The 4,614-nt window shown below is 41.5% G+C and carries 3 protein-coding genes and 1 pseudogene; 2 read left to right on the forward strand and 2 right to left on the reverse strand.

Annotated elements, in window-relative coordinates:
- A partial coding sequence (locus CXF78_RS10820; protein WP_145991418.1) for a cytochrome c3 family protein occupies positions 1–358 on the reverse strand: 358 nt, incomplete at its 3' end.
- A gap of 405 nt (positions 359–763) precedes the next feature.
- On the opposite strand from CXF78_RS10820, the gene CXF78_RS10825 reads away from it, so the two are divergent.
- Complete coding sequence (locus CXF78_RS10825; RefSeq protein ID WP_102036779.1) at positions 764–2,731, forward strand: ATP-binding protein; 1,968 nt, start codon at positions 764–766, stop codon at positions 2,729–2,731.
- Positions 2,732–2,734: 3 nt separating this feature from the next.
- A complete protein-coding gene (locus CXF78_RS10830; RefSeq protein WP_102036780.1) occupies positions 2,735–4,114 on the forward strand; it encodes a sigma-54-dependent transcriptional regulator in 1,380 nt (459 codons plus the stop codon).
- 150 nt (positions 4,115–4,264) lie between these two features.
- Here CXF78_RS10830 and CXF78_RS10835 read toward each other — a convergent pair.
- Positions 4,265–4,614, reverse strand: a pseudogene (locus CXF78_RS10835) (Crp/Fnr family transcriptional regulator); the annotation flags it as partial.

The following is a 4,614-nucleotide window of genomic DNA, read 5'->3' on the forward strand; positions in this document are numbered from 1 at the left end:
CATAAGGCATGTTGAAATCGAAGCTGTGGCAAGAGTCACAGTACACCATCGATTTTTCGTGTGCGCTGTGGCATGAGGTACAAGCTACTTCGCCAGGGAAATGAGAAGCATGCGCATTATAATGTTCATGTTTTGTGGTTTCAGCTACTTCAGCAAGTGTGCCATGGCAAGATACGCATTGGGCATTTTCATAGGTTAAGCTGTCGTTTGACAGTTCACCATCTGGTGTATGGCAGCTATCACATTCTTGGTTTTGTACATGGAATTCAGCTAAGTTATCAGCCGCAACAGCAGTGCCCATTAGGCCTGCGGTGCCCATTAATGTGGCTATACAGACTGCAAGATTCATCTTTTTCATTTTTGCTCCCCCTTCTATACGTAATGACGGTTGATTCATTAACTATAGAAGCCTCTTATTGTTTTAGTTAGGCTGAAGTGAAACTGACTTCACTTCACTTTAAAAATACGGTCCAAATTAGCATCGAGTTGATCAGCTATTATTTTCGCTCAATGTAATCTTTGCCTAAGGGGGCGCAATCAACAACCAGATAACCATAATAGAGGGCAGAAATGACAACTCAATCACAAGCCTAAAAATGCGCTATGCAAACATGCATAGTTATAAAGAGGTATATGCAATTTTGCATAGTGTATGTGGAGATAGATCACATCGAGTTAACATCATAAGAAAACGTACATAATGATTTGCTAATTCGGGTAATGCTGCACAGTTTCAAGTGGAAAAAATGGGTAATATCGCGGCATGAAAACTCTATTGTTATTACTTATCATCATCACTATGCCTGTGCTCGCGCAAGACAGCATTGTCTTTGGCGTACACTCAAAAACAGCGCCATTAGAGTGGCGGAATAACGGCGTTGATCAAGGCTTTAATATTGAGTTGATGGATAGAATTGGTCAGCTGACCAATAAGCGCATTATTGTACGTCGAAAGAGTTTTCAACAATTGGTAAAAGATGTTCATGATCCTGACAGCGATATCGATGTGATTACTGTGGTTAGCCCGGTGAACATGGATCGTAAGTTAGCTCAATCTGATCCTATATATGCAACCCATGCTAAAGCTTATACCTTGCAGGGTAAGGCGTTAATAAACAATTGGGCAGATCTTGTTGGTAAGCGGGTTGCTATTAAAAATGGTGCCTTTGTTGATGTGTTTTTATCTGACCATCTGCAAAATTTCGACCGCGTGGATGTTGATTTGTATGAAACCGGTTTTCAATTACTGATAAAAAACCAAGTCGACGTGGTTATTGCCGAGAGTTTTGTTGCGCGGCGCTTACTTCCGCTATATCCATCGGTGCGAAGTTCCAGTGATGCGTTAATTTACGGGGCATTTAATTTTGTCGCGAATGAGACAAAAACTGAACTGATGTACCAAATTAACGAGGCGCTTAGGCAGTTAAAATTATCGGGTGAATACGACAAACTGGTTAATAAATGGTTTGGCACCGGGCGTGAAAAAGTTGATTTAACCTCTTCCGAAAAGCGCATGTTTGCCCTCGCAATTTTAGTAGCGATTATGTCTGCTATTGGGATGATTTTCACCGGGTTTATAAGCGCTAGTTTACGCCGCCATACTAAAGCGCTCGATGCCGAATTAATTCAACGAAAGCGGATTGAAGTTGAAATATCTGAATTGTCACAACAGTTCCAATCTGTTCTCGACGGGCTTCCTAATGGCGTGACCATAGTAAACCAGGAACTCCAGCATTTATGGAGTAACGATAACAATATTCACCTGTTAGATTCAGATGAATTTTACTATGTCGACAACAATGTTTTTAAGCTTAAAGCCGCAGTATTGGAGGTGTTGTCGACTCAAAAGTCGTTTACTGCCGATATGCGGTATCAGCAACAATTTTGGCAATTACAAATTCATCCCATTGCCAACAATCAGGTGGTGATTCTACTTGAAGAATCAACCGAGCAGCATCGATTACGCCAAGCTAATGAAGAAGCCAGTCGTTTAGCTTCATTGGGAGAGTTGTCTGCGGGAATTGCCCATGAAATCAATAATCCAACCGGCCTTATTGTACATGCAGTATCACTATTTACCGCAGCCATGAAAGACTTAACGCCTGCCGCTAAGCACTATCAGAAACAAAATCCTTTCTGGCTTATTGCAGGGCTAAACCCAGACATTGCTATTGAAGAATTACAGTATAGTTGTGGCTCTATAGAAGAGGGTGCTAAACGTATCAGTCGAATTGTTAATGACCTAAAGCGTTACGCTATGCCGCATATTGCTGATCAATATACCCTAGTGAGTTTAAATGATGTGGTTCAAGTGGCCCAGCGCCTCACCGCGAATCAAACAAAATCTCACCAGATCAGCACCATGTTATGTGACCCTAGCCCTTGCATTACAGGCGATGCTCAACAGTTACATCAGGTGTTAATTAACCTCATTCAAAATGCGTGTAATGCTTGCTCAGCTCAGCTAGGGATAATAGTGATAGACACACATGTTGCAAACAACACGGCCATACTCAGTATCAAAGACAATGGCTGCGGGATGGACAGTGCCACATTAAAGCGTATTACCGAACCCTTTTTCACCACGAGGCGCAACGAAGGTGGTAGCGGCTTAGGGTTGTCGGTGTGCAGTAAAATAATTAAAGAGCATCAAGGCGAAATGCAGATGCTGTCGAGTTTAGGTAAAGGCACCCGAATTAGGCTGACTTTTGCATTAGCACAACAGGATTAGCCCATGAAACTAGCCAGAAATATTTTGTTAATCGACGACGAAGCAGCATGGTTACGAACACTCGCGATAACCCTGAACCGTCTAGTTCCCGAAGCTGAAATTGACACTTGTGTCGACAGTCGTCAGGTGAATAGTCGCTTACAGGTAGGCGACTATGCGCTAGTGCTAGTTGATCTCACCATGCCGTTTCACTCCGGTGAAGAATTATTAGCGATGATCCGCAGCGATTTCCCTAACACTCGAGTCATTATTGTTACTGGGGTAAATGAGGTTGATACTGCAGTTCGTTGTATTAAAAATGGTGCTTATGACTACTTTATTAAAACAGACAATGTCGATGAACTTGCACGAACAGTTCGCCGTGCACTTGAAGTGGTCGGGCTTGAAAGAAACTACCTTTATATCAAAGAGAAATTTTTAAGCCGAACTTTAGATAACCCGCAAGCATTCAATAATATGCTAACTTGCGAGCCACAGCTATTAGACCAGTTTCGTTATCTTGAAGCCGTATCATGTAGCCCTGAGCCCTTGTTAATTTATGGCGCCAGCGGAACCGGTAAAAGCGAGTTCGCTAAATCTTGCCATGCACTTTATAGCCCTAATGAACCCTTCGTTAGCATTAATCTTGCTGGTATTAGTTGTGAGTCATTTGAGCAAAAAATGTGCGGTCAACTGTATCATCACAATAATGGCGAGCTAGAAGCAGTTGCAGGTTTATTGCATCAAGTGGGCAGTGGGGTACTCTATCTTAATGAAATTGGCACGCTACCATTGGATGCTCAAATTAAGTTATTAGCGCTGTTAGAAAGCAAACAATATTACCCTTTAGGTAGCGACACTGCCTATCCGGTAAAATGTAAGTTTGTGGTATCAACTCAAGATGATTTACTCAAACTTCATCAAGCAGGTAAGTTTAGGAGCGATCTACTCTACCGTTTACGGGCACATAAAATTAAATTACCGCCATTAGCTGAAAGGCAGTTAGATATCGCTATGTTGATCAATCATTTCATCGCCCTAGCCGCAACAGAAATGAATTTACCTGCGCCGATTCAACCAACCGATTTAGCGCCAAAACTCGCCAGTTATGATTTTCCCGGTAATCTACACGAGCTCAAAGGCATGGTATTTGATGCCGTTAGTCGCAGTGATGGTATAGCGCTTAACACCTCTGCTTTTATGGAAACCATTAATGAACACAAATCATTAACGGCAGTACCGCAAGACCGAATTATCTTTCCTAAACAACTGCCTACCATTGCACAGATGAACCAAGCGTTAATGGACGAAGCCATGAGCCGTACAGCTAACAACCAAACAGCGGCAGCGCAAATATTGGGAATTAGCCAAAGTGCATTAAGCAGGCGGTTGAAGGGACATTAGAGCTGAATATTATGTAGTTTAGTTAATATATAGCGGCGACTGAGTGCAGGTCTTGTTAATGTGTTTCTAGCAGTGACTTTTGTGTAACGCTGCATTAGACGTTTCGAATATCTAAGCACTGAATACTAGCTTCTAGTTACTGGCTTCCTGCTATTGATTATTGATTTCAATCATATTTTTTGGTTTAAATTTTAACATGTTATTCGATTTGCATCCTTGCGCATCTTCTCGACCTAAAGGACATGGAGAAAGTTCATTAAATAATGCCGTATTAATACTAAACATTCCTTTTTCTTTGGTTAGCATGCCTTGTTTTTTGAGGCTCCCCAGCATTAAGTCTAACTTTATGACGCTAATATGAAGTATGTCAGCAATTTCTTCTCGCGTTAGTTTGATATCAATAGTAAGCCACATTGATGAAAACTCAGTTTTAAAAGCGACCAAAATATCGAATAAAAACTTAATGAGTTTATCCTCTGGTGAAGATGTTAGTAAGAAAA

The sequence above is a fragment of the Shewanella sp. 11B5 genome, assembly GCF_002836795.1.
Classification (GTDB): domain Bacteria; phylum Pseudomonadota; class Gammaproteobacteria; order Enterobacterales; family Shewanellaceae; genus Shewanella; species Shewanella frigidimarina.